The organism is Aequorivita sublithincola DSM 14238 (assembly GCF_000265385.1).
Taxonomy (GTDB): Bacteria; Bacteroidota; Bacteroidia; order Flavobacteriales; family Flavobacteriaceae; genus Aequorivita; species Aequorivita sublithincola.
In genome coordinates this window covers 385,191-408,385 of the sequence record NC_018013.1, presented here as the reverse complement: position 1 = coordinate 408,385, position 23,195 = coordinate 385,191, and the positions used below count along the sequence as shown (strand labels likewise).

General features: G+C 36.0%; 22 protein-coding genes. 14 read left to right on the top strand and 8 right to left on the bottom strand.

Translation table 11 applies throughout. The annotated features are described in order from the left end of the window. Positions 1-522 precede the first annotated feature (522 nt). The 10 genes from AEQSU_RS02000 to AEQSU_RS01955 all read left to right on the top strand — a co-directional run bounded on the left by AEQSU_RS02000 (position 523) and on the right by AEQSU_RS01955 (position 10,789). Positions 523-1,752, top strand: a complete 1,230-nt coding sequence (locus AEQSU_RS02000; RefSeq protein ID WP_014781181.1) for a curlin associated repeat-containing protein — start codon at positions 523-525, stop codon at positions 1,750-1,752. A 205-nt stretch (positions 1,753-1,957) separates the two neighbouring features. Further along, complete coding sequence (locus tag AEQSU_RS01995; RefSeq protein WP_014781179.1) at positions 1,958-2,503, top strand: hypothetical protein; 546 nt, start codon at positions 1,958-1,960, stop codon at positions 2,501-2,503. Beyond that, complete coding sequence (locus AEQSU_RS01990) at positions 2,504-3,304, top strand: CsgE family curli-type amyloid fiber assembly protein (RefSeq protein WP_014781178.1); 801 nt, start codon at positions 2,504-2,506, stop codon at positions 3,302-3,304. It begins immediately after the preceding gene. 1 nt (position 3,305) lies between these two features. Next, positions 3,306-3,716 carry a curli production assembly/transport component CsgF gene (locus AEQSU_RS01985; protein WP_014781177.1) on the top strand — a complete coding sequence of 137 codons (411 nt, stop codon included), beginning with the start codon at positions 3,306-3,308 and terminating at the stop codon, positions 3,714-3,716. A 9-nt stretch (positions 3,717-3,725) separates the two neighbouring features. After that, positions 3,726-5,108 carry a CsgG/HfaB family protein gene (locus AEQSU_RS01980; RefSeq protein ID WP_014781176.1) on the top strand — a complete coding sequence of 461 codons (1,383 nt, stop codon included), beginning with the start codon at positions 3,726-3,728 and terminating at the stop codon, positions 5,106-5,108. 15 nt (positions 5,109-5,123) lie between these two features. Next, a complete protein-coding gene (locus AEQSU_RS01975) occupies positions 5,124-6,653 on the top strand; it encodes a carboxypeptidase regulatory-like domain-containing protein (protein WP_014781175.1) in 1,530 nt (509 codons plus the stop codon). A gap of 80 nt (positions 6,654-6,733) precedes the next feature. Next, positions 6,734-7,912 (top strand): AIR synthase related protein, encoded by a 1,179-nt coding sequence (locus AEQSU_RS01970; RefSeq protein WP_014781174.1) that lies wholly within the window; start codon positions 6,734-6,736, stop codon positions 7,910-7,912. A gap of 71 nt (positions 7,913-7,983) precedes the next feature. Further along, positions 7,984-9,060 (top strand): peptide chain release factor 1, encoded by a 1,077-nt coding sequence (prfA, locus tag AEQSU_RS01965; RefSeq protein WP_014781173.1) that lies wholly within the window; start codon positions 7,984-7,986, stop codon positions 9,058-9,060. A 147-nt stretch (positions 9,061-9,207) separates the two neighbouring features. Beyond that, on the top strand, positions 9,208-10,029 hold the full coding sequence (gene pyrF, locus AEQSU_RS01960; RefSeq protein ID WP_014781172.1) for an orotidine-5'-phosphate decarboxylase: 822 nt from the start codon (positions 9,208-9,210) through the stop codon (positions 10,027-10,029). Beyond that, complete coding sequence (locus AEQSU_RS01955) at positions 10,016-10,789, top strand: ABC transporter substrate-binding protein (protein ID WP_014781171.1); 774 nt, start codon at positions 10,016-10,018, stop codon at positions 10,787-10,789. Before pyrF ends, AEQSU_RS01955 begins: the two co-directional genes overlap by 14 nt. Positions 10,790-10,793: 4 nt before the next feature. On the opposite strand, the gene AEQSU_RS17060 is transcribed toward AEQSU_RS01955, so the two are convergent. The 5 genes from AEQSU_RS17060 to AEQSU_RS01930 all read right to left on the bottom strand — a co-directional run bounded on the left by AEQSU_RS17060 (position 10,794) and on the right by AEQSU_RS01930 (position 15,207). Beyond that, a complete protein-coding gene (locus AEQSU_RS17060) occupies positions 10,794-10,976 on the bottom strand; it encodes a Lacal_2735 family protein (protein WP_014781170.1) in 183 nt (60 codons plus the stop codon). 124 nt (positions 10,977-11,100) lie between these two features. After that, the gene (locus AEQSU_RS01945) at positions 11,101-11,820 is read right to left on the bottom strand and encodes a DUF4197 domain-containing protein (RefSeq protein ID WP_014781169.1); all 720 of its coding nucleotides are present in this window, start codon (positions 11,818-11,820) and stop codon (positions 11,101-11,103) included. An 85-nt stretch (positions 11,821-11,905) separates the two neighbouring features. Continuing rightward, entirely contained in the window at positions 11,906-12,835 is a 930-nt protein-coding gene (locus tag AEQSU_RS01940; protein WP_014781168.1) for a T9SS type A sorting domain-containing protein, read from the bottom strand. 214 nt (positions 12,836-13,049) lie between these two features. Then, positions 13,050-13,997, bottom strand: coding sequence for a T9SS type A sorting domain-containing protein (locus AEQSU_RS01935; RefSeq protein WP_014781167.1), 948 nt, complete (start codon positions 13,995-13,997; stop codon positions 13,050-13,052). Between the two features lie 274 nt (positions 13,998-14,271). Next, positions 14,272-15,207, bottom strand: coding sequence for a T9SS type A sorting domain-containing protein (locus tag AEQSU_RS01930; protein WP_014781166.1), 936 nt, complete (start codon positions 15,205-15,207; stop codon positions 14,272-14,274). A 164-nt stretch (positions 15,208-15,371) separates the two neighbouring features. On the opposite strand from AEQSU_RS01930, the gene AEQSU_RS01925 reads away from it, so the two are divergent. From AEQSU_RS01925 to AEQSU_RS01915, 3 genes are all read left to right on the top strand, one after another. Next, positions 15,372-18,794 carry a methylmalonyl-CoA mutase family protein gene (locus tag AEQSU_RS01925; protein ID WP_014781165.1) on the top strand — a complete coding sequence of 1,141 codons (3,423 nt, stop codon included), beginning with the start codon at positions 15,372-15,374 and terminating at the stop codon, positions 18,792-18,794. 61 nt (positions 18,795-18,855) lie between these two features. After that, positions 18,856-19,359, top strand: a complete 504-nt coding sequence (gene parS, locus AEQSU_RS01920; protein WP_014781164.1) for a type II RES/Xre toxin-antitoxin system antitoxin — start codon at positions 18,856-18,858, stop codon at positions 19,357-19,359. Between the two features lie 2 nt (positions 19,360-19,361). Further along, positions 19,362-19,820, top strand: coding sequence for an RES family NAD+ phosphorylase (locus AEQSU_RS01915; RefSeq protein ID WP_014781163.1), 459 nt, complete (start codon positions 19,362-19,364; stop codon positions 19,818-19,820). Here the strand turns inward: AEQSU_RS01915 and AEQSU_RS01910 are convergent, their stop codons facing one another. Together AEQSU_RS01910 and AEQSU_RS01905 are read right to left on the bottom strand one after the other, a co-directional pair. Beyond that, positions 19,821-20,432 carry a hypothetical protein gene (locus AEQSU_RS01910; RefSeq protein ID WP_014781162.1) on the bottom strand — a complete coding sequence of 204 codons (612 nt, stop codon included), beginning with the start codon at positions 20,430-20,432 and terminating at the stop codon, positions 19,821-19,823. 73 nt (positions 20,433-20,505) lie between these two features. Continuing rightward, positions 20,506-20,901, bottom strand: coding sequence for a hypothetical protein (locus AEQSU_RS01905; RefSeq protein WP_014781161.1), 396 nt, complete (start codon positions 20,899-20,901; stop codon positions 20,506-20,508). Positions 20,902-21,019: 118 nt separating this feature from the next. Here AEQSU_RS01905 and AEQSU_RS01900 point away from each other — a divergent pair, with 118 nt between their 5' ends. Next, entirely contained in the window at positions 21,020-21,463 is a 444-nt protein-coding gene (locus AEQSU_RS01900; protein ID WP_014781160.1) for an Lrp/AsnC family transcriptional regulator, read from the top strand. A 295-nt stretch (positions 21,464-21,758) separates the two neighbouring features. Here AEQSU_RS01900 and AEQSU_RS01890 read toward each other — a convergent pair whose 3' ends face one another. Next, entirely contained in the window at positions 21,759-22,988 is a 1,230-nt protein-coding gene (locus AEQSU_RS01890; protein WP_014781158.1) for an MDR family MFS transporter, read from the bottom strand. Positions 22,989-23,195: the final 207 nt, after the last annotated feature.

Genomic DNA, 23,195 nt, shown 5'->3' with positions numbered 1-23,195 from the left:
CAGATACTCCAAGTTTTAACATCGCAAAATTTTATTATCATTGAAACATAAATTTTTTTAACAAAAATTTAACATATTATGTTAAAGTCAATTTTTATGCATTTCATCGATATTTTTTAGTTTTTTGTCTGATAAATCAAGTTTGACTGTTAGGGAAAACCCTTTTTTAAAAGGGGGATTTCCCCCTTTTTAGTGCATTGGCCTGCTAACGAGTTGTGTGTTAAGATATTTTGTTGCATCTTTGAATTGTAATTGTGATAGCAATATCATAAGCACATCTCCTCAAGAAGTGTTAAAAAACAAATCTATCCCCTTAGTAAAAGAATCTTTTGGTTTTTAATCAATCTGGTTCGTCTTAAAAGTATCCCTTTTATCTATAATGTATTTTAAATACATTTTAAAACATATCCCCTTAATATCAATAGATCATTTTAATATGGTTTATTCATTATCCAAGGATGCAATTCCTTGTTCAAAACTGAATTTTTTTTAACCAAATATTAATCTTTAAATCTTTACATTATGAAAAAAGTAATTTTAGGCGCTGTAGCGCTAATGATTGGTGGTTTTGCATTTGCACAAAACACCTCGAATTCTACGCAAACTGGCGACGACCAGAGAGTGTATGTTAGACAAGCAGGTCAGAGGTTGATCTCTACTATTGATCAAGCTAATGGTGGTGGCGATGGCTCACACCGTGCTATGGTATATCAACGAGGAGACGATAATTCTTCTACTATTGATCAGCTAGGTACTAACAACCAGGCTTATGTAGATCAAGCTCAATTCACGCCTCCAACTAATGCATCATCTTTTATCTACCAAGGTACAAACAATACCGCTAGTGAAGACAATAAAGCAAGAGTAGAACAACACGGAGGTTCAAATAGTGTTGCTACATTAACGCAAGATGGAGATGAAAACGAAGCTCGTACACATCAAGATGGTACAGATGGTACAGTAAACATTACTCAAGATGGTAGTGAAAACAAATCGTTAGTGCTGCAAAGTCTTCTTAATTATAACGCTGTTAATAATGTTGCTAATATCAACCAAACAGGTGAAGAAAACTGCAGTACGGCAGAACAAGATGGTAATAACAACACCTTGTCCGCTACACAATCAGGTTCTGAAAATATAGCAGAACAATCCCAACTTGGAGATGGTAACACTGCTAATTTAAATCAATCTGGAACCAATGGTGAAGCTTTACAAATACAAATTGGAAACGGTAACATAAATAATCTTGTTTACCAAACTGGAGATAGTAACTATTCAGAAGATAACCAAAATGGAGATCGCAATGAGATCTTTAAAGCTCAGACCGGTGCTGATAACTACGGACGTATTGATCAAACAGGAGATGATAACTATGTTTCTTTTGGACAGTATGGAACTAATGGTAAGGGTTATTCAAGACAAATTGGTGACAACAATACTATGTACTTGGGACAATTTTCTGGAAATGGAAACTTAGCTGCTAGCTACCAAGATGATGACAATTATGGTGTTATCTCACAAGATGGTAATGCTAACCAAGCGTTGTTAGTTCAAAAATCTCAAGGAGGTTTAGGTCATACTGCTGGTATTTACCAAAATGGTAATGGTAACATGGCAGATGTATTACAATTAGGTCCAGGTGGTGATTGGGCTGCTGATGCTGAACACTGTTTCTTCCCAGATCCAGTTCAATTAGAGTGTCCTCCTTCATTACCAGATGTTGTAATAGGAGCTCCATGTCAGGGTTGCTAAGCCACTCTAAGTTTAATACACTTATTTAAAATGAAAAAGGAGGGCAGTTTATGCCCTCCTTTCTAATAAAAATTAATATCTTTAGAGCAAGCATGTGTAAAACCGCTATTAGTAATAATTTTGTTTTAGCGGCACAGGCAAGGATACTTTTAGAAAGAGATTTTTACAGCATCCAGACTTGCGTAGAGGTAACTTAAAAATGCAAATGATGAAGACAACAATAAAAAATGTAATATTTGGTATCTTGCTCTCGGCCTTTTTTATACCGACGATTTCTGGCCAAACCTACAAACCAGAGGACAATAATACCAATGGCGACAAAAATATTATACAAGGTGAAAATGTTTCACCCGAAATGCTGACAAACTTGGGGATTATAACTGCGCCCAACCCTAAAAATGCACTTATTCAGGGGAATTCCGTATATGTTCGCCAAATAGGTGATTTCAATACTTCTAGAATTGTAACCAATACTAATGCTAGCGAAATAAATCTTCTCCAAAATGGAGATTATAACAATACTAATTTAGATTATACCGCTAATACAGCTGTGACAGATCTTATACAAAATGGTAATAACAACCGTATTAGGGATTTTGTAAACAATCCAGATGCCGATATTTCCTTGGATCTTATTCAGAACGGGAGTAATCTAAACTTTGAGCGCGAAGGTGTAAACGAGCTTACCAAATCGTTAAAATTTAGACAAACGGAAGCCTCGCCTACAATAATAGTGAGAAGTTTTTACTAAATGAACCGTTTTCAAACACATATTGATAAAATAAAAAATTATCTCTTAGCCGTAATTACGCTTTTCATAACCTTCGGTGTGAATGCGCAATTCTACAATAAAGAGTATGTTAGTAAGATTCTTGTAAAAAAGAACAGTGAATTCTTCACCTTTGCCGCGTCCGCGGAAAACATTACCCCGACGGATATTGATCTTAAATATGATTTCAGTCTTTATCAAACGGATGCCAACAATAACGTTACTAGAAGCAACCAATCTGATCTTTTCTTTTTGAAGGGGAATGAAAAAAAAGTGCTCTCCACAGTAACCGTAAATTACAATACTGAAGGAAAAATTACGCTGGTGCTCATGTTATATGACAGTGACGACAAACCCGTAGGGCAGGACCGTATTGAGTTAAGTTCAGAAAAGGGATATCAGGAAATAATTAAAGACAAACTTTCTCCTCAAGAAGAGGCTATAAGTCAGGATCAGGCAGCTCCTCAAGATGGTTATATAATGAATGGTCTGGTGGTGGAAAATGCCTTGACCAAAGCGGGACGTGATTTTTATAAATATTTTTATTCAGAATATTATAATCGTGGAATACAGACAATAAAAAACATAGTGATTGATGAAGTTCCAGGAAGGATGCGAAGCACAAGGATTTCTGTAAAAATAGACGACCAATTATTGTGGCAATTTTTTTCGCAACCTAAAAAATCTTATTTACAGAGTATGGCTAAGACGGCATTAGACAGATGCATTGCGTATCTTCAACAACTTCAAAAACAAAAAGATAACACCTTAACCCAATATTGAGATGAAGATATTTAAACTACTTTCTATAACTGTATTGTTATTTATTGGAACTGCGGGTTTCGCTCAACAGTTTTCTTATAAACCGTTGAACCCTGCTTTTGGAGGAGATACCTTCAATTATAACTGGCTACTAAGTTCAGCCACTTCCCAAAATAGCTTTACCGCCCCCGCCAATCAAAGGGATCAGCGTTCTGAACTGGAAAAGTTTGGAGACCAACTGAATAAGCAATTGTTGAGTCAAATTTCGAGGGGACTACTCCAGCAACAATTTGGTGGAATTGATTTTAGTCAAGAAGGAACTTATACTTTTGGCAGCTTAAATATTGAAATTTTTCAATCTGATGAAGGATTGGTAATAAATATATTAGATATCTCCACTGGCGAGGAAACACAAGTTATAATCCCAAATTAAATTTATTTCATGAAGATATTTTTCAGAACAATTTCCTTGATTGGAGTCTTATTATTTTCTTCCTGTGGAGCCTTTTTTAATCCACCATTGTATCAAGAGGCTTCCCGCACTGGAGAATTTTCTAAATCTACCCAACCCCTTTTGGATCTGCCACAAGCGGCTCAGCCTTTGGAAGTCGCAGTCTATAATTTTAGTGACCAAACAGGGCAGTATAAAGCTGTTGAAAGCGGCAGTACCTTCAGCACGGCTATTTCTCAAGGAGGAACAACAATGTTAATAAAAGCCTTGGAAGATTCGGGATGGTTTATTCCCATTGAACGGGAAAATTTGAGCAACCTATCTACTGAGCGTAATATTATTCGCAACACTAAGAAGGAATATATAAAAAACTTAAACCCTGATGAGCCGCCACTACCACCACTTTTATATGCTGGGCTAATTTTGGAGGGTGGTGTAATCTCTTACGATACTAACATTATTACTGGTGGGATAGGAGCGCGTTATTTTGGTGTGGGAGGATCAGCAAAATATAGACAGGATAGAATAACCGTTTATTTGCGGGCGGTTTCAACCAGCAATGGAGAAATTTTGAAAACGGTATATGTTTCAAAAACAATTCTTTCGCAAGCAATTGATGCCAGTTTTTTTCGCTTTGTTAAATTTCAAAAATTATTGGAAGCGGAGACTGGTGTCACACAAAATGAGCCTGTTCAAATAGCTATGAAAGATGCCATAGAAAAAGCGGTGCGTGATCTTATAATCGAAGGTATTCAAAAACAGTTTTGGAGCTCGCAAGGTGGAAAAGAAGTAAATGATCAATTAGTGACAGACTATCTTGCGGAAAAGGAAAAAGATGAATCCACATTACTCTTTGATAGATTGCAAGTGGGGCGGGAAGCGCAAAATGCACTGTCAATATCATTGGGAGGCAATTTACCCGATAATGATTATAGCACGCAGGATGTAGGATTTTTGGCACGTCTGGAATACCAAAGGCGTTTTGGACGCTTTTTCAATGCAAATTTAAAAGCATCTGTTTTCAGGATTGATAATGGCAGGCAATATAGAAATGTGTTTGCAAGCGCCGATATAAATGGTGAGTTTGCATTATTACCCAATGACAAGTTTACACCATTTATTTATGCCGGTTCTGGGGTTATAATAGCTCTTTTAGATCCTAGAAATGAGAATGTTTTCGATACTGGTGAGCCCTTTTTTAAAGTACAGTATGGGGTAGGTCTGGAATATTATATTTCAAAAAAAATAGGAGTAAAACTGTTTGGGGAGCACAACCTTGTTTTCACTGATAAACTTGAAAAAGCTGTTCAGGGAAAACGAAACGATTTTTATTATAATTTTGGACTGGGCCTCAATTATTATTTTAAACTATAATTCAATATAGATCAGATGAAAAAATATATATACTTAGTTTTTGCGAGTTTCTTCCTAATCAACTTTGGGTGTAGCGAAGATACTATAGATGTGGTGCTCACAGGAAATATTTCGGGAAAGGTTACCGATAAACTTACGGGTAAAGCTTTGGAAAATGTAAAAATCACAACCAGTCCAGCATCTACAACCGTATTTTCTGATAGTTTGGGTAACTTCAGGATGAATGATATATTAGTTGACGACTATTCTGTTCAAGCTGAGCTGGCTGGATATACAGCTGGATTTGAATCTACTGCCGTTATTGAGGGTGTCTTGTCGAAGGTGTCATTTGAGCTGAGTGTCACAACTACTAAAAACCTTCCACCTTTAGCACCTACGTTAGTAACACCAGAAGACGGAGCAGAGGAGTTACCACTTGAAGTAATATTCACTTGGGAATCTTCTGATCCCGAAGGAGATGAACTTACTTGCACTTTAGATTTAAGAAATGGATCGACTAACGAGATGCAAATTTTTGAAGTGGGTAAGGACACCACCTATACGGTTAGTAATCTTCAGTTGGCAACTAAATATTTTTGGCAGGTAACAGTTTCGGACAATAATAACGACCCTGTAAGTTCAATTATTAGTGAATTTAAGACACTTACGCTACCTGACAACCCATTTCTTTTTGTTAAGAAAAAAAATGATAATTTGGTTATATATTCTGGAGCCGAAGATATGGATCCGGGGAACGGACAGCAACCAGACCCAGATTTTAATGTGCTACAACTTACAAGTGATAATACAAATAGTTTTAGGCCTCGAAAGAGTAACCTTCTAAAACGGATAGCTTTTTTGCGGAACTCTGGAGGCAATACGAATATTTTTACAATGAAATATGACGGAACCGATGTAAAACAAATTACTTCGCAAAGACCATTGGCAGGTTTCCGAACTGAAGAATTGGATTTTACTTGGGCGCAAAATGACAGCAAACTTTATTATCCCTATTTTGACAAATTGTATTCAATAAATTCTGATGGTAGTGGGTTTAAATTGGAGTACACAACAAGCGATGGTGCTTTTATCTCAGAAGTTGCTGTTCCAGAGTTTGATGACGATTTAGTTTTATTAAAAACAAATAACCCAAATGGATATGGAGTGCGTATATATACCGCACGACTTAATCCAGACTCAGAAGAGACAATAATCCTTGAAAATGTAAATGGAGCAGCGGGTGGAATTGATATTTCTTCAAATGGGATTAATGTAATCTATACACATGATTTAAGTGGAGACCAAAATTCCTCCTATAGAATTTCTGAGAGCCGCATTTTTTATTACACCATAGGAAGCGGAAATCCACCAGCGCAGTTAGAAACTGATGTTATATTGGGTGAAAATGATTTAGACGCAAGATTTTCTCCTTCAGAAGGTGGGGTGATATTTACAAGAGTAAAGAGTAATACCAATGCCATTCCTGATATTTATTCCTATACTTTTGGTCAAACGCAAAATGATCGGCTATTATTTACAAATGCCTTTATGCCCGATTGGGAATAAGCAAAAAATATTGAAAACCTTAAAAGCCCACCTTTGTGGGCTTTTTTTTAATCCGTACTTTTGCGGCTTAACAATATCTAATGAGTAAAGAGATTTCAAAACGATACGCACAACGAGGCGTATCGGCAGGTAAGGAAGATGTGCACAACGCTATCAAGAATGTTGATAAGGGTCTTTTTCCGAAGGCATTCTGCAAAATTGTTCCCGATCATTTAACCGGTAATGATGACTATTGCTTGATAATGCACGCCGATGGAGCGGGCACGAAATCTTCACTGGCTTACACATACTGGAAAGAAACAGGAGACCTATCTGTTTGGAAAGGTATTGCTCAAGATGCACTAATAATGAACATTGACGACCTTCTTTGCGTGGGAGCGGTAGACAATATTATGCTTTCCTCCACCATTGGACGAAACAAAAATCGTATTCCTGGCGAAGTTATTTCAGCAATTATAAATGGTTCGGAAGAACTTATAGCCGAACTTAAAAGTTTTGGCGTTACAATCCATTCCACAGGTGGTGAAACCGCAGATGTAGGTGATCTTGTTAGAACCATCATAGTAGATTCCACCGTAACAGCCAGAATGAAACGCAGTGAAGTTATTGACAACGCAAATATAAAGCCTGGTGATGTTATAGTTGGTTTAGCATCTTTTGGCCAAGCTACTTACGAAAAGGAATATAACGGTGGTATGGGCAGCAATGGATTGACCTCCGCAAGACACGATGTTTTTGAAAAGCGACTCGCCAAAAAATATCCTGAAAGTTTTGATGCCTCGGTTCCAGAAGAATTGGTTTATTCAGGTTCAAAAAAACTGCAGGATTCTGTTGAAGATAGTCCTTTGAATGCTGGAAAACTCGTGCTTTCGCCTACTCGGACGTATGCGCCTATCATTAAGGAAATCTTGTTGCAATTCAGCAATAAAGAAATTCACGGAATGGTACACTGCAGTGGTGGTGCTCAGACAAAAGTTCTTCATTTTGTTGAAAACCTCCATATCATAAAAGACAATCTTTTTGAAGTTCCGCCACTTTTCAAACTGATTCAATCTGAAAGCAAAACAGATTGGAAGGAAATGTATCAAGTATTCAATATGGGTCATAGAATGGAACTTTATGTTCCTGAGGAAATTGCGGCAACCATTATTGAAATTTCTAAATTTTTTGAGGTTGATGCGCAAATTGTTGGTAGGGTGGAAGCTTCTGATAAAAAGAAGCTTACAATTAGGTCGGCTTATGGAGAGTTCATTTATTAACTGAATATCTCTTTACAGTCAAAAATAGTTCCTTTAAAAAATTGTAAATTTGCACCCATTATAAAATCTATATGTTAGAAAGGCTTCAAATAATAAAACAACGTTTTGACGAGGTGAGCGACCTTATAATTCAACCAGATATTATGAGCGACCAAAAGCGCTATATTCAGTTGAATAAAGAGTACAAAGATTTAAGAATTTTGATGGACAAGCGTGCAGAATATCTAGAACTTACGGATAATATTACTGAGGCCGAAGAACTGATTTCTGACGGAAGCGATGCCGAAATGGTTGAAATGGCAAAGCTACAGCAAGATGAAGCAAATACCCGTTTGCCAATTTTAGAAGATGAAATAAAATTTCTTTTAGTTCCCAAAGATCCCGAAGATGCTAAGAATGCCGTTATGGAGATTAGAGCAGGAACAGGTGGTGATGAAGCCAGTATTTTTGCAGGTGACCTTTTTAGAATGTATACAAAATACTGTGAAGGTAGGGGTTGGAAAACCAACGTAATAGATTTAAATGAAGGAACTAGCGGCGGCTTTAAAGAAATTCAATTTGAAATTGAAGGAGACGACGTTTATGGAACTTTAAAATTTGAAGCAGGCGTTCACCGTGTGCAAAGGGTTCCGCAAACTGAAACGCAAGGGCGAGTGCATACCAGCGCTGCAACCGTGATGGTTTTTCCAGAAGCCGAGGATTTTGATATTGAAATTAATCCAAAAGATGTTCGTGTGGATTTCTTTTGTTCTTCAGGACCTGGAGGACAGTCTGTGAACACTACCTATTCTGCGGTGCGACTTACGCACGTGCCTACTGGATTGGTGGCGCAGTGTCAAGATCAAAAATCGCAGCATAAGAACAAAGAGAAGGCATTTAAAGTGCTTCGTTCTCGTTTATATGATATGGAGCTGGCGAAAAAACAGGCTGAAGATGCCCTAAAACGTGGCTCTATGGTAACCAGTGGAGACCGTAGCGCAAAGATTAGAACCTACAATTATTCACAAGGACGTGTTACGGATCACCGAATTAACTTTACGCTTTACAACTTAGGAAATATTATGAATGGCGATGTTCAGGAAATAATAGATGAGTTGCAATTGGTTAGTAATACTGAAAAGTTAAAGGAAACAGGCGAAACGTTTTAAGTAATGATTTAGGACGGTGGGACTTAGGACGTAGGACAAAATGATAATTAAATTGTAATACTTTTAGTGAGCAGAAATAGTCCTACGTCTTATGTCTTACAGTCTTACGTTTTATAAAACTTCAGACAGAATTAAATTGAATTTATCATGACAACCAATCAACTAATTTCAGAAATTAGAAAAAAGAATTCCTTTCTTTGCGTTGGACTCGACGTTGATCTTGAAAAAATTCCAGCATTTTTTTTGAAAGAAGAAGATCCAATTTTTTCTTTTAATAAGGCGATTATTGATGCAACCCATCAATTTGCAGTTGCCTATAAACCCAATACGGCTTTTTATGAAGCCTACGGAATAAAAGGGTGGAAGTCCTTAGAAAAAACCATAAACTATTTAAACGAAAACTATCCTGAAATTTTCACCATTGCTGATGCAAAACGAGGCGATATTGGGAACACTTCTTCGCGCTACGCAAAAGCCTTTTTTGAAGATTTGGGGTTTGATTCTATAACCGTTGCGCCTTATATGGGGAAGGATTCTATTGAACCTTTTCTTGCCTTCGAAAATAAACATACCATTTTGTTGGCGTTAACCTCTAATGAAGGTGCTTATGATTTTCAAACTAAAAAAGTTGGCGAACAAGAACTTTATAAACAGGTTTTAGAAACTTCAAAACAGTGGAAAAATAGTGAAAATTTAATGTATGTTGTTGGAGCTACTAAAGCTGAATACTTTACGGATATTCGTAAAATAATTCCTGATAGTTTTTTATTGGTTCCTGGAATTGGAGCGCAAGGCGGAAATTTGAGAGATGTTTGTAAATATGGGTTGAATTCCAATATTGGCTTGCTTGTGAATTCTTCACGAGGAATTATTTATGCTTCCAAGAACGATGATTTTGCAGAAGCTGCAGCTGGTGAAGCGAAAAAGATTCAGTTTGAAATGAAAGCTATTCTCGATGGAGTTCATTGATCAACTTAATAGAAAAATAAACCTTACCAAAATTCCTTCACGAATAGTCTCGCTAGTTCCGTCTCAAACGGAATTGTTGGTTGATCTTGGCTTGAGAGATAGTATTGTGGGGATTACTAAATTCTGCATTAATCCAACAGATTTGCGAAAGGAAAAGACCATTGTTGGAGGAACCAAAAAAGTCAATTTCAATAAAATAAGAGCGCTTAATCCAGACTTTATAGTTTGCAATAAAGAAGAGAATACAGAAGAAATGGTGCTTCAGTTAGAAGAAATCGCCCCTGTTTGGGTGAGTGATATTTCAACGATTCCAGATTGTCTGGAAATGATTGAAAAGCTTGGGATTATTTTTGAAATTACCGAAAAAGCTTCACAAATAATTTCAAAAATTCATTTGGAATTAGCCGATTTCAAAATGTATATGAATGATTTCCCATCGAAAAGAGTTCTTTATCTAATCTGGAAAAGCCCGTTTATGGCTGCGGGAAAAGATACATTTATTGATTCGCTTTTAACGCTAAATAATTTTGAAAACTTTATTTCTGAAGAAAATTCTCGTTATCCCGAGGTGAATTGGGAAGATTTGAAAAGTGTGGAAGTAGTATTATTATCATCCGAACCTTATCCATTCAAAGAGGAGCATATTTCAGAAATACGAAACAAAATTGATGTTGAGGTGAAATTGGTAGATGGAGAATATTTCAGTTGGTATGGAACTCGTTTAATAAATGCTTTCGACTATTTTAAAACAATTCACTGAGAAATTAATTTTCAATATGTCTAAGTGAAAGATATTGGATTTCTCTGAAAAGTTTGTCGGCTTGGCTATGTAATCTTTCGCTTTTTGCGGAATCCTTTATAGACATTTCAAAAGAACGTCTCATTAAAGAGGTATACTTTTCTTTAAGTATTTCAACCTTGGATTTTCTTCTAAACCAACTTATCATTTTTCTACTGTTATCTGTAGGACAAAGATACCTTTGGAAAAGGAAAGGTTGTATTAATGCTTGGTTAAGGCTATCATAAAACTTATGAAATTCACGAGTCTTATGTTAATATTCATAGTATTTCTTAATCCTGAAGTGCGAAAACTTGTCTTAGCAATGAGGTAGTTCGCGACGAGATATTATTTCGGATGTCTTTTTCTTCAACACTAATCATTTTATATACACCGCTTAATGCTTCATTGGTAACGTAATCCGTAAGATCTGTATTTACCTTGGTAACAAACGGCACTGAATTATATTTAGTAATTATATTGCTCCAAATTTGATCAGCACCAACTTTTGAAAAAGATTTTTTAATAACGGGATTAAATTTCGAATATAGGGCGGTGTTAGTTCGTTGTTGCAAATAATTTGTAGCTGCGTTGTCTGGACCTAAAAGTATGGTTTTTGCATCGTTAAAGGTTATATCTTTTACTGCGCTTACAAATATAGGCGTAGCTTGTTTTACGGCGTCTTCAGCTGCTCTATTCAGAGCTTTAATACCTTCATCAGCCAAACTACCCAAACCAATGTCACGAAGGGTCTGATCTACTTTCTGTAATTCTTGGGGTAACAAAATTTTCACTAATTGATTACCATAAAAACCATCCCTTTGAGTAAGCTTGGTTACTTGTTTGTCTATACCTAAATCTAAGGCTTGGCGTAATCCACTTGCGATCATAGTTGGATCCATACCGATACCAACTCCAGTTTGTGTGGGAAGTGTATTTACTACTTGCTGAAGTTCAGCGCAAGAAATTAAAGTAAATATTGAACAGATTAGGAATATTTTTTTGACCCACATAGGTTTTGGATTTTTGTTTTTCCAAATATAAAAAAGGCTCCTCGATATTGAAGAGCCTTTTAGTAAAAAAGATTTTTAAAATTCATTATTTAAGAATCTTCACTGTTTTTGAGTTGTTCCCTATAGTTACTTTAACTAAGTAAGAACCAGAAGCAAGACCGCTCATGTTGATAGCTGGAGAAATTTTCTCAGGATTTTCCTGAAGAACTACTTTTCCTAAGATATCATAAACAGTTACATTGTCAACAGCATTGGCAGATTTAATGCTCAACATGTCTTTTACTGGGTTTGGATATACAGAGAATTTGTTCGCAGTAAAATCATCCACTCCTATTTGGGGATTACCCAGTACTACATCATCAATATACATTTGATTATTAACACTTATTGAGGCGAACTCAATCGCTGCTAATTCAACAAATACTTGAGACCCAAAAGCGAAAGGCTGATTAATTATAACTTTGATATCATCAATATACATATCCCAAGTTTGGGCATCTAGGTTATAAATACAATCAACTTTAAACCATTGGTCTTCTGGAAACGAAAATGATTGGTCAAAAGCAGTACAGTCATTTACTCCTGAAACAATACCGAAACCTGGGCTAGCACCGTCGCAGTTAAAGAAAACATTGCCACCCATCAATGATCCGTTCCATGGAATTCCATCTTTAGTGCTGGCAGCTTGCATATTAAAATACCCAGATTTTCCTCCAGGAATCAATAGATTAAATTGAACTGCGTAAACATTAGATGTTGGTGTAGATTGAATTAATAATAATATGTCGGTTAAACCTTCTATATAAAGAGACTGTAAACCGGAAAAATATTCCACATCTAGAACAATAGCATCATCTAAGCCACCATTATCGCCAGACCAAGCTCTCCAATGGGGAGCTTGTACAGAAATTGGGCCTATATTGTAAAATTCAAAATCATCAAAAAGTTCATATTGAGCGTAAGATGAAAAGGTGAATACACCTAAAAGAAGTGCGATAAGGTATTTTTTTATCATAACATTCAATTTTTAATTGTTTAATATTGAGATATTAAGATACGAAAAATATTACTTCAATTTAACTTTGTTAATAATACATTATTCTAGTCATATTTTGTTTAAGCATTTGTTGAATTTATGATTCAGCAGAAGAAATAGAGCTATCCATTAAATAAAAAAAGGCTCTTCAGTTTTGAAGAGCCTTTTTGGTAATAGAGATTTTTTAAGTGTTTTATTTAAGAACCTTAACTGTTTTAGAAGTGTTTCCAATAGTTACTTTAACTAAGTAAGAACCAGAAGCAAGACCGCTCATGTTGATAGCTGGAGAAATTTTTCCAGGATTTTCTTGAAGAACAACTTTTCCTAAGATATCATAAACAGTAACGTTATCAATTGCGCTAACAGATTTAATGTTCAACATATCTTTTACTGGGTTTGGATATACTGAAAATTTGTTTGCTTCAACATCATTTGTACCTGCAGTAATATTTGGACCCATAACTACATCGTCAATAAACATTTGGTTGTTTGCACTTGCTGAGTAGAAATCAAGACCAGCTAATTCAATAAACACTTGTGTGTTAAAGGCAAAAGGCTGTGCAAAAAAGAATTGGATATCATCAATGTACATATCCCAAGTCTGTGCGTCTAGGTCATAAACACAGTCAACTTTAAACCACTGATCTTCTGGATAAGCAAAGCTTGCTGCAGAAATAGTACATTCTTGTCCTGCTGGACTTTCATCGATAGTACCTAAACCACCTGAAGCACCGTCACAGTTAAAGAAAACGTTACCACCCATCAAAGCTTGGTTCCAAGCAGTTCCTTCTGGGGTTAATGCAGCTTGCATATTAAAGTAACCTGATTTTCCTGTTGGAATAAAAGCTTGAAATTGTATTGTGTACATACCGCTAGTTGGAGCAGATGGAACTAATAAAATAAGGTCAGTAAGGACGTTTCCTGGAATTAACACAGATTGTAATCCAGAATTAGCTTCGTCATCAACAACGTTAGCATCATCAGCGCCGCCATCAACACCGGACCATGGTCTCCATTGTGGAGCTTGAGCAGAAATTGGATCTAAAGTATAAGATTCAAAATCATCAGTTAATTCAACTTGGGCGTAAGACGAAAAAGTAAATGCAACTAAAAGGAGTGCTAAAACGTAAGTTTTTTTCATAATGTAAATTTTTAATTATTTTTTATTTGTGCCGCAATATACAAAGTTATTGCGCCAACTAATTGCTTTTTATAAAAAAATAAATAATTAACTAAATAGGCTTGATCAATATGTGAGCTATATTTTGATTTAATTAATAATCTAGTATTCTATAAAAAGCTATGCGTCAGGAGATGAACCTAGGGTTGTGTTTTGTTTTAATAACCCAAATGTGATATAAAAAAAAGGTCCTTCAAATTTGAAGGACCTTTTAGTAAAAAGATTTTATAAAGTCTTATTTAAGAACTTTTACAGTTTTAGAAGAGTTTCCGATAGTTACTTTAACTAAGTAAGAACCAGAAGCAAGACCGCTCATGTTGATAGCTGGAGAAATCTTTCCAGGATTTTCCTGAAGAACAACTTTTCCTAAGATATCATAAACAGTTACGTTATCAACAGCAGTAGTAGATTTGATGTTCAACATATCTTTTACTGGGTTTGGATATACTGAGAATTTGTTAGCAGTAAAGTCTTCAGTACCAATTGTTCCTTTGTAAAGAACCACATCGTCAATAAACATATCATTGTTAGGGCTTGCAGAGTAAAAATCTAAACCAGCCAATTCAATAAATACTTGTGCACCAAAAGCAAATGGCTCAGCAAAAACGAACTGAACATCATCTATGTACATATCCCAAGCTTGAGCGTCGATATCATAAACACAGTCAACTTTAAACCACTGGTCCTCTGGAAAAGTAAATTGCTGATTAAAAGCGGAACAATCAATAACGCCAGTAACACCACCAAGACCTGGAGTAGAACCATCACAGTTAAAGTAAACGTTACCACCCATCAATGCTTGTACCCACTCTGTTCCTTCTGGAGTAAGAGCAGCTTGCATGTTAAAGTAACCTGATTTTCCAGCAGGAATAAACGCTTGAAATTGAATTGTGTAAACACCGTTGATTGGAGCAGAAGGAACCAATAAAATTAAATCAGTAAGACCATTTCCTGTAATTCTTACAGATTGTAAGCCAGAATTTGCTTCATCATCAACAACGTTACCGTCGTCACCACCACCGTCAACACCAGACCAGTCTCTCCAATGAGGAGATTGAGCCGATATAGGGTCTAAAGTGTAAGATTCAAAATCGTCTGTTAACTCTTGTTGAGCGTAAGACGAAAAGCTAAATGCACCTAGAGCAAGTGCTAAAAAGTAAATTTTTTTCATAATGTTATATTTTTAATTGTTTAATATTGATGATGCAAGATACGAAAATATTAAATCAATGCAACATTTTTTGAAAATATTTATTCCATCATTATTGTTCGAAAGTGTTGTGTTCGTTACCTTTTAAGTAAATTTGCACTTAAAACTAATCTCTAGGTCATATTATGCAACAGATAACTCCTTATAAGCCAAAACATAAAGTACGCATTGTAACCGCAGCCTCCCTTTTTGATGGGCACGATGCTGCAATAAATATTATGCGCCGTATTATACAATCAACTGGTGTAGAAGTGATTCACTTAGGTCACGACAGAAGCGTGGAAGAGGTTGTTAATACGGCTATTCAGGAAGATGCAAATGCTATAGCAATGACTTCCTATCAAGGTGGGCATAATGAGTATTTTAAATATATGTATGATTTGCTGCAGGAAAAAGGTGCCGGCCATATAAAAATATTTGGCGGCGGCGGCGGCGTGATTCTTCCATCGGAGATAAAAGATTTGATGGATTATGGTATTACTCGTATTTACGCACCGGATGACGGAAGATCACTAGGACTTCAAGGAATGATAAATGATTTGGTTGAACAATCGGACTTTGCAATCGGCGATAAGTTGAATGGCGAACTTGAAAAACTTTCAAATAAGGAGAATGGAGCTATCGCTCGAATTATTTCTTCCGCGGAAAACTTCCCAGAGGTTGCTAAAGAAACACTCGATCAAATTCACATTAAAAATAAAAAGAACACCACACCTGTTCTAGGAATAACTGGAACTGGCGGGTCGGGAAAATCTTCTTTGGTAGATGAACTGGTACGAAGATTTTTAATAGATTTTCCTGAAAAAACCATTGGAATTGTTTCCGTAGATCCTTCAAAAAGAAAGACTGGAGGTGCATTATTGGGTGATCGTATTAGGATGAATGCTATCAACTCGCCAAGAGTTTATATGCGAAGTTTGGCCACACGCCAAAGTAATCTTGCGCTTTCAAAATACGTGGCAGAAGCCGTTCAGGTTTTAAAAGCTGCAGCATACGATATTATAATTCTTGAAACTTCTGGAATAGGGCAGAGCGACACCGAAATTTTAGAGCATAGCGATGTATCACTATATGTTATGACTCCAGAATTTGGTGCGGCAACTCAGCTTGAAAAAATTGACATGCTTGATTTTGCAGATTTGGTAGCAATAAACAAATTTGACAAACGCGGATCCTTAGATGCCCTTCGCGACGTGAAAAAACAATACGTACGCAATCATCATTTGTGGGAAACCCCTCAAGACGAACTGCCGGTTTATGGTACAATTGCGTCGCAATTCAATGATCCTGGAATGAACAAGCTCTACAGGGCTGTGATGGAAAAAATCAATGAAAAGACAGATATTGAACTTAAGAGTGATTTTCATGTTCAAGAAATGGAGGAAAAGATTTTTGTAATTCCACCTTCACGTACACGCTATCTTTCAGAAATTTCAGAAAATAATAGAGGTTATGACAAACGGGCTTTAGACCAAGCCGAAGTTGCGCAGAAACTTTATGGATTTTTTAAGGCAATGGAATCTATTTCTGGGAAGAAACCAGAACTTGATAAAGCGGGACTTGTTTCTGAATCGATTGTCAATTCAGAGAAAAATAAAGATTTATTGAAATTGTTGCTTGCTGAGTTTGACCGTGAAAAGTTAAATCTAGATCCATATAACTGGGAAATAATTACAGGTTGGGACGAAAAAGTAAACAAATACAAAAATCCAGTTTACAGTTTTAAAGTTCGTGGAAAGGAAATAAATATTGACACACATACCGAATCGCTTTCACATTCGCAGATTCCAAAGGTTTCTTTACCCAAATATCAAGCCTGGGGCGATATTTTGAAATGGACTTTACAAGAAAACGTTCCGGGGGAATTTCCATATACTTCAGGGCTTTATCCTTTTAAAAGAACAGGAGAAGATCCTGCTAGAATGTTTGCTGGCGAAGGTGGACCAGAACGCACCAATCGTCGTTTTCATTATGTAAGTATGGGTTTACCGGCAAAACGCCTTTCCACTGCTTTTGATAGTGTTACTTTATACGGAAATGATCCAGATCTTCGACCCGATATCTACGGAAAAATTGGAAATGCAGGAGTTTCCATCTGTTGTTTGGACGATGCCAAAAAACTTTATTCTGGTTTTGATTTAAGCCACCCGATGACTTCAGTTAGCATGACTATCAACGGACCCGCGCCAATGCTTTTGGGTTTCTTTATGAACACAGCAATCGATCAAAACTGTGAAAAGTATATTATTGAAAACGAAATCGAAAATGAAATCGAAAAACGAATTGCCGAAATCTATAAAAAGAATGGTATTGAACGTCCAAGGTATCACGGAGAATTACCTGAAAGCAATAATGGCCTAGGTTTGATGCTTCTAGGAGTAACTGGCGATCAAGTTTTGGATGCGGATGTTTACAACAAAATTAAATACGAAACCTTGCAACAAGTTCGCGGAACAGTTCAAGCGGATATTTTGAAAGAGGATCAAGCTCAGAACACCTGTATATTTTCAACAGAATTTGCACTGCGGCTAATGGGCGATGTTCAGGAATTTTTTATTGAGAAAAAAGTTAGAAATTTTTATTCGGTTTCAATTAGTGGTTATCATATTGCAGAAGCTGGCGCGAATCCAATAACGCAATTGGCGTTTACACTTTCCAATGGTTTCACTTATGTAGAATACTATTTAAGTCGCGGAATGGACATTAACGAGTTTGGCCCGAATCTTTCTTTCTTTTTCAGCAATGGTATAGATCCTGAATATGCTGTAATTGGAAGAGTTGCCCGTAAAATTTGGGCGAAGGCAATGAAAGAAAAGTATGGTGCAAACCCAAGAGCGCAAATGTTGAAATATCATATTCAGACTTCAGGACGTTCTTTACACGCCCAAGAGATTGATTTTAATGATATTCGAACCACGCTTCAGGCTTTGTACGCTATTTACGATAATTGTAATTCGCTGCATACCAATGCGTATGATGAAGCGATTACTACGCCTACTGAAGAAAGCGTGCGTCGTGCTATGGCAATTCAGTTAATTATAAATAAAGAACTTGGCCTTGCCAAAAACGAGAATCCAATTCAAGGATCTTTCATTATTGAAGAATTGACGGATCTTGTAGAAGAAGCGGTTCTAAAGGAATTTGATAGCATTACGGAACGTGGAGGCGTTTTGGGAGCGATGGAAACAATGTATCAACGTAGTAAAATTCAAGAAGAAAGTCTTTATTATGAAACGTTGAAGCACAATGGAGAATTTCCAATTATTGGGGTGAATACTTTTTTAAGTAGCAAAGGTTCGCCAACAGTGCTACCGGCAGAAGTAATACGCGCAACCGAAGAAGAAAAACAAGTGCAGATCCAAACGCTTCAAAATCTTCATAAAATGTTTAGTGATAGCTCCAATGCTTCTATTGAAAAAGTGAAAGCAGCAGCCATACACAATGAAAACATATTTGAAGAACTAATGGAAGCCACAAAAGTGTGCTCATTGGGCCAAATAACTGAAGCCCTGTTCGAAGTTGGGGGTCAATATAGACGAAATATGTAAAAATGTGGGGAAATGTTTTTAAGACACGACAAAAATACGTATTTTTGTGTCAAATGTCGTGATGATGAAAAATAATAAAACCCATACAGATGTAAATTTAGTTACAGAACCAGAAGTTTTTTATCTAATAGATAATCCTTTTGACAGAATTGTTGGTGTCTTAGGAGGTGTTGGTCAAGTTGGTCAAGTAGTAAATAGCGATATAGATCTTATAACTATTACCAGAAAAGGTTTACCCAAAAGTGTGGCTTATTCCGTCTGTGAAGTACTGGATATTTCCATGGACAGATTGAGTGATCTTTTGCATATCTCTCATCGTACTCTGCAACGTAAAGCAGATGATGATCTTTTAACCGTATCAAGCACCGAGCAGCTTTTTGAGATTGCAGAAGTGGTTTCAAATGGTATTGACGTTTTTGGAACACTTGAAAATTTTAGGAAATGGATACATTCTACACCCTATATCTTTAATGGTCAAGCTCCTTTAGATTTTTTAGATACAAGATTTGGTATTCAGTATGTCAATAATATTATTGGCCGTATAGCTCACGGAATTCCTTCATAGTTGTGAGAATATACCGAATAACAAGAACACAATATATAGATGATCTGTCAGGCGAAGGAGCTAGGTTATATGGTGGAAGATGGAATAGGGTTGGAGATGCAGTGGTTTACTTCGCTGAGAATCTTTCTTTATGTTTACTAGAAATTATTGTACACGTAGATTATGCAGGAATTCCTTTGGATTATTCTTTTATTGAAGTCGAAATTCCCGATTCAACCATAAAAATTATACAATCTATTGATTTTATTGAATCTAAATGGAGTTCGGAAGAAGCCGTTAATAAATTACAAACTTTGGGATCTAGTTGGTTAAAGAAGAAGGAGAGCTTGGCAATGAAGGTTCCTTCTGCCGTGATGCATCAAGACAATAATATTTTGGTAAACCCTTCACATAAAGACTTTGCAAAATTGAAAATTATTAGGACTGGAAAAATGGATTTTGATCCAAGATTGTTACGTTAACTATTCTTCTGAATCGTCATCTTCCATAAAATCCTCCCAATCTTCTTCAAAATCATCATCATCTAGATCTCCAAAAAATTTATCTGGAAGATCATTTGGATAGAAGGGAATATCGTCCTCAGGGTCGTGATCGTCATAGTTTACACCTGGCGGGTTGAAAAGCCCCCAGCGGTCAATGATATAATCCCACGGATCAAATGTTTTTACCCATTCGGCAAAAAGAATTCGGAATTCTTCCACTTCTTTCCTTAGCAAATCTAGATATTCAGTGTCTTTAAAACCGTGCATTTGAATGCCGCGTGCATCCGTAATAAGTTCACGTGCTGCTTTCCGAATTATGGCAGCATTTTCCATTTTGAGATCATAGATTTCTACGCCTTCTGCACCTGCTATTTTAGCTGTAATAATCATAGAATTTTCCATCAAATAATTTAGGTTGTGCTCCAACATTTCTTTTTCGCCTTTTCGCTTAAATTTTATATCTGTATTTTCAACAGATTTCACAAGATGACGTACTAACTCTGCAATTTCTTCAGCCTTTAAAAAGATGGGCATCTGGCGAATGCGATTGTAACGCTTCATTGGGTCGAAATTTTCTTCGTCATCAAACATATATTTTGTGCTAAGTTATATCACAAATGTAGTAATTGAACTTTAATTAAAGAAACGAAAAAAAAAATGAAAATTAGAGAGTCAACCTCCAAGTGTGTTGAAGTTTTCTAAACTTTTTCAGTTCTTTACGAAGTAACGGAAGAAAGTCTTTGCCATTGCTGTTCACTCTTTCCAAGCGTTCACAATTTTTGTAGAGTAAGTTTGAAAGACGCATTACGGAAGCTGCATACTTGTGTTTTTCTTCAGAAAAGAGCTGGCTTTCTGCCTTCAGTATTTGCGGACCTAATGAAACTGATTGTTGCACAATATCACCACTAAAATAAATATTTGGATCTTCCTTTCCATTATTTTGAAGGTTTGAAAGATCATGGCTCAGATAGCTCGTAATATTTCTACTTAAAGAGAAAATCTCTAAGGATTTTTTATAAATAGCAGAATGAGGATTGTTTTCAAACAAATAGGATGACATTTCTTTTTTTTTGAGTGTTTCAAATTTAGTTACAAGTATTGATTTTTCACAATTGATATTAAAGCAAATCTGTATATTTGCTTTAAACAATAAGTTAATTTATCATTTATTCTTTAATATGAGTATAGACTCTTTAAATTGGAAAATCCTAAATTGCCTTCAAAAAAATGCTCGCCAAGCCAATACGGAAATAGGCAGACAGGTTGGAGTTAGTTCGCCAGCGGTTTCAGAACGCATCAAAAAGATGGAAGATTCTGGGATTATCAATGGTTACTTTTCGGTTGTTTCACCTTTTGAGGCAGGTTATCAATTTAAAGCCATAATTACGCTTCGTGCTTTTATGGGAAAGTTGAAACCTTTCCTTGAAATTGTGAAAACCTACGATGAGGTTTTGAATTGCTACCGCATCACCGGAAACGAAAACATTGTGATGGAAGTAGTGTTGAAAAATCAAAAACATTTAGAAGCTTTTATAGACCAACTTATTATTTATGGCGAAACAAAAACCCAAATCGTGCTTTCGCACGTGGTTAAAAATAATGCTTTGAAACAGTTGAAATAAAACTACATGTTAAAAAAGTGATAATTGGATTATTTTTATGAATAGTAATACTTCTTTCGAAGTATTTTTAAAAGAATCAATTTATTTAGAACTATATGAAAAAATATACTATTCATTTTTTAATCGTTACTCTTGTTTCTGGAATCCTAGGTTTTACTGGTTTGGATTTTCCAGGAGCTTTTTTTGTTAGACTTATTTGTCTATTTGCCGGAATCGGACTTATGATTTCTTGTTTAGACGCAGTTATAGTTAGCCGGAAAAACCGAAGAATTAAGAAAAACTCCGAATCTAAAGGTTAGGTCACTTTTTTTTGGCTTTCAGATTTTTTCAATAGGAAATATAGCCAAATGGTAAAGCAAGCTACAACCAAAAGGAAAATGGTAATAACATTCCAAGTATTGAAATAGCCAAAATTGTTTACCATATTCATCCCGCCATTATGCCCAATTAAATGCGCTATGCTGAAACTCATACTGTAAAAAGCCATATAACTACCCTTTCTTCCTTTTGGAGCCATCTCTAATGCAAGGGAGTTTGAAAATGGGAAACCTATCATCTCGCCTAAAGTCATTAAAAACATTGCAATTACTAAAACACCGCTCCAACTGGTGAAATTCAAAACCATAAAACTAATTCCCAAAAAGAAAATACCCCAAAAAGTTGCCATTGTTTTCGAAATTTTCTTTCGGTCCAACCAAGCAATAAGCGGCATTTCAAAAACGACTATCGTTGCGCCGTTTATAAACATTAGCCAGCCAATAAGGTCTTCTGAAAGGAAATGCGCTTTTTCATAATACACAGGCATCACCGAAAAATATTGAACAAACGCTAAACTGTTTGCAACCATAATCAGAAAGAACATGATGTAAAGTTTGTTGAGATAGGGCGGAACTCCTTCTTTTATAATTATTTCTTTTTCGGCCTTAGTATCTTTTTGTTTTTTCGGTTTCAAAAGCAGGAAAACTCCGAGCGATGCCGCTATGCAGGTCATTCCATCAATCCAAAAAAGTGAGGTGTAATTAATATGCGCAATAATTAATCCGCCCACCAATGGTCCAATAGAGAAACCCAGATTTATTGCCAGACGGATCAGCGTGATGCTACGTGTGGTATTTCCAGGCTTGCTATAAGTATCTGCCGCAACATAGATTGCAGGTCTGGCGGCATCTGCCATTAAAGTAAGGATAAAGATACCGATGCAAAATCCATAAAATGTATCAATAAACTGAAGTAAAACAAACCCAACTCCACCCATAAATAGACTTGCTAAAATCACTTTATAAAAACCGATTGTATCAGTTAATTTGCCGCCAATATAAGTTCCAACTAAAGAACCTAATCCAAAGCAAGACATAATCCAACCTACTTGTGGCAACGTAAATCCTTCAACATTAATAAGGTATAATGAAAGGAATGGAATAACCATCGCCCCAGCCCGATTTATGAAGGTCACCAACGCCAATAGCCAGATTTCCCGAGAGAGTCCCCGAAAGTTTGCTATGTAGTTGGTGTATATTTTTTTCATTGTTAGTTATCCTTAAAAGTAAAACGTCCCGGTTACAGCCGGGACGTTTTTATATTGAATAAATTTATATCTATATTATCAATACATACATCGCGGCCATTTCGTTCTATAAACAATCTGGATGGATTGATAGATGTATGATCTATTTTTCATTTTTTGTTTAATTTGAAATCAAATGTAGTAAAAAAAGATTGTTGAATAATTTTT

What these genes read in the sequence shown, in the direction of transcription:
- AEQSU_RS02000 (WP_014781181.1), top strand. Translation starts at nt 523, where the DNA reads ATGAAAAAAGTAATTTTAGGCGCTGTAGCGCTAATGATTGGTGGTTTT.
- AEQSU_RS01995 (WP_014781179.1), top strand. Translation starts at nt 1,958, where the DNA reads ATGATGAAGACAACAATAAAAAATGTAATATTTGGTATCTTGCTCTCG.
- AEQSU_RS01990 (WP_014781178.1), top strand. Translation starts at nt 2,504, where the DNA reads ATGAACCGTTTTCAAACACATATTGATAAAATAAAAAATTATCTCTTA.
- AEQSU_RS01985 (WP_014781177.1), top strand. Translation starts at nt 3,306, where the DNA reads ATGAAGATATTTAAACTACTTTCTATAACTGTATTGTTATTTATTGGA.
- AEQSU_RS01980 (WP_014781176.1), top strand. Translation starts at nt 3,726, where the DNA reads ATGAAGATATTTTTCAGAACAATTTCCTTGATTGGAGTCTTATTATTT.
- AEQSU_RS01975 (WP_014781175.1), top strand. Translation starts at nt 5,124, where the DNA reads ATGAAAAAATATATATACTTAGTTTTTGCGAGTTTCTTCCTAATCAAC.
- AEQSU_RS01970 (WP_014781174.1), top strand. Translation starts at nt 6,734, where the DNA reads ATGAGTAAAGAGATTTCAAAACGATACGCACAACGAGGCGTATCGGCA.
- prfA (WP_014781173.1), top strand. Translation starts at nt 7,984, where the DNA reads ATGTTAGAAAGGCTTCAAATAATAAAACAACGTTTTGACGAGGTGAGC.
- pyrF (WP_014781172.1), top strand. Translation starts at nt 9,208, where the DNA reads ATGACAACCAATCAACTAATTTCAGAAATTAGAAAAAAGAATTCCTTT.
- AEQSU_RS01955 (WP_014781171.1), top strand. Translation starts at nt 10,016, where the DNA reads ATGGAGTTCATTGATCAACTTAATAGAAAAATAAACCTTACCAAAATT.
- AEQSU_RS17060 (WP_014781170.1), bottom strand. Translation starts at nt 10,976, where the DNA reads ATGATAAGTTGGTTTAGAAGAAAATCCAAGGTTGAAATACTTAAAGAA.
- AEQSU_RS01945 (WP_014781169.1), bottom strand. Translation starts at nt 11,820, where the DNA reads ATGTGGGTCAAAAAAATATTCCTAATCTGTTCAATATTTACTTTAATT.
- AEQSU_RS01940 (WP_014781168.1), bottom strand. Translation starts at nt 12,835, where the DNA reads ATGATAAAAAAATACCTTATCGCACTTCTTTTAGGTGTATTCACCTTT.
- AEQSU_RS01935 (WP_014781167.1), bottom strand. Translation starts at nt 13,997, where the DNA reads ATGAAAAAAACTTACGTTTTAGCACTCCTTTTAGTTGCATTTACTTTT.
- AEQSU_RS01930 (WP_014781166.1), bottom strand. Translation starts at nt 15,207, where the DNA reads ATGAAAAAAATTTACTTTTTAGCACTTGCTCTAGGTGCATTTAGCTTT.
- AEQSU_RS01925 (WP_014781165.1), top strand. Translation starts at nt 15,372, where the DNA reads ATGCAACAGATAACTCCTTATAAGCCAAAACATAAAGTACGCATTGTA.
- parS (WP_014781164.1), top strand. Translation starts at nt 18,856, where the DNA reads ATGATGAAAAATAATAAAACCCATACAGATGTAAATTTAGTTACAGAA.
- AEQSU_RS01910 (WP_014781162.1), bottom strand. Translation starts at nt 20,432, where the DNA reads ATGTTTGATGACGAAGAAAATTTCGACCCAATGAAGCGTTACAATCGC.
- AEQSU_RS01905 (WP_014781161.1), bottom strand. Translation starts at nt 20,901, where the DNA reads ATGTCATCCTATTTGTTTGAAAACAATCCTCATTCTGCTATTTATAAA.
- AEQSU_RS01900 (WP_014781160.1), top strand. Translation starts at nt 21,020, where the DNA reads ATGAGTATAGACTCTTTAAATTGGAAAATCCTAAATTGCCTTCAAAAA.
- AEQSU_RS01890 (WP_014781158.1), bottom strand. Translation starts at nt 22,988, where the DNA reads ATGAAAAAAATATACACCAACTACATAGCAAACTTTCGGGGACTCTCT.